General features: G+C 35.0%; 2 protein-coding genes. Both read left to right on the top strand.

The genetic code is table 11. The features are described from left to right. Window positions 1-618: integrase core domain-containing protein (locus tag PR675_RS20880; RefSeq protein ID WP_272582989.1), on the top strand; the 618-nt coding region annotated here is incomplete at its 5' end. 21 nt (window positions 619-639) lie between these two features. Further along, window positions 640-1,014: a hypothetical protein gene (locus PR675_RS20875; RefSeq protein WP_272582988.1), complete on the top strand. Its 375-nt coding sequence runs from the start codon at window positions 640-642 to the stop codon at window positions 1,012-1,014. Window positions 1,015-1,153: the final 139 nt, after the last annotated feature.

The following is a 1,153-nucleotide window of genomic DNA, read 5'->3' as shown; positions in this document are numbered from 1 at the left end:
CCCTTTAATCATAAACGAGTTTATCGCGTTTATTGTCAATTGGGGCCAAACCTGAAACGACGGGTTAAAAAAGTGCTTCCGAAGCGTGAAAAGAAGCCATTAGTGATAGAAAAATCCCCAAATATTCAATGGGCACTGGATTTTATGCACGACAGTTTATACTGCGGTAAACGGTTCAGAACACTCAATATTCTTGATGAAGGAACACGTGAATGTTTAGCGATTGAGGTTGATACGTCATTACCGGCAGAACGTGTTATCAGAGTGCTTGAACGTTTAAAAATCGAAAGGGGGTTACCAAAGCAACTCCGAGTCGATAATGGGCCTGAGCTGATCTCAGTTAACTTATTGAATTATTGTGAAGATAACCAAATTTCGCTATGCCATATTCAACCAGGAAAGCCACAACAAAATGGCTTTATCGAACGTTTTAATGGTTCGTTCCGTCGTGAATTTTTAAATGCGTATTTATTTGAATCGTTAAGCCAAGTTAGAGAATTAGCGTGGTTTTGGCAGCAAGATTATAACCAAAATCGAACTCATGAAAGCTTAAATCACCTCCCTCCGGAGGCCTATCGTAAACAGTTAGAAAACTCTAGTTTAGGGTGTCTTAATTAATGGGGAGTGGACAGTGGTCAAATGAAAATACAGAGAATTTCTAGACTAAAGAAGTTTTATGATGGAAATGAAGATGATTTTTATAAATTAACTTATTCGATGGTATGCCCTTTATGCAATGAAAATAAAATTTTTCGTGTTTTGGATTTAAAATCATTTAGAGAGTTAGATAATCAGACTCGCGTCCTATTAATTAGAGAAATAGTTAAAATTGAAGAAAAAAAATTATCTACAATAACTATTTATGGCTATGATAATTTATCAGTAGAGTACATGACTTATATTTGTACTAAATGCAAAACTGAAATTATAGCTGTATTAGCTGTTGGCGAGTGGCAACCAGCTAGGTATAAAATCATTTTGTTAGGGGTATTTAAAATACAAAAAAATAGTTAATGATAAGTTAGAAAGCTCTCTAACGATTACAATTTAAGTTTTGTATTTACCTACATTTGATGTGTCATTAGCCACCAAAAGCGGACAAATAACCACATGTTACTCGATAACCAACTCCTGCAATCGCAGCTTGATTTCA

It is taken from the genome of Providencia sp. PROV261, from assembly GCF_028477945.1.
GTDB classification, from domain to species: domain Bacteria; phylum Pseudomonadota; class Gammaproteobacteria; order Enterobacterales; family Enterobacteriaceae; genus Providencia; species Providencia stuartii.
Note: the sequence above shows the minus strand (reverse complement) of the source record. Positions and strands in the feature narration are given on the sequence as shown.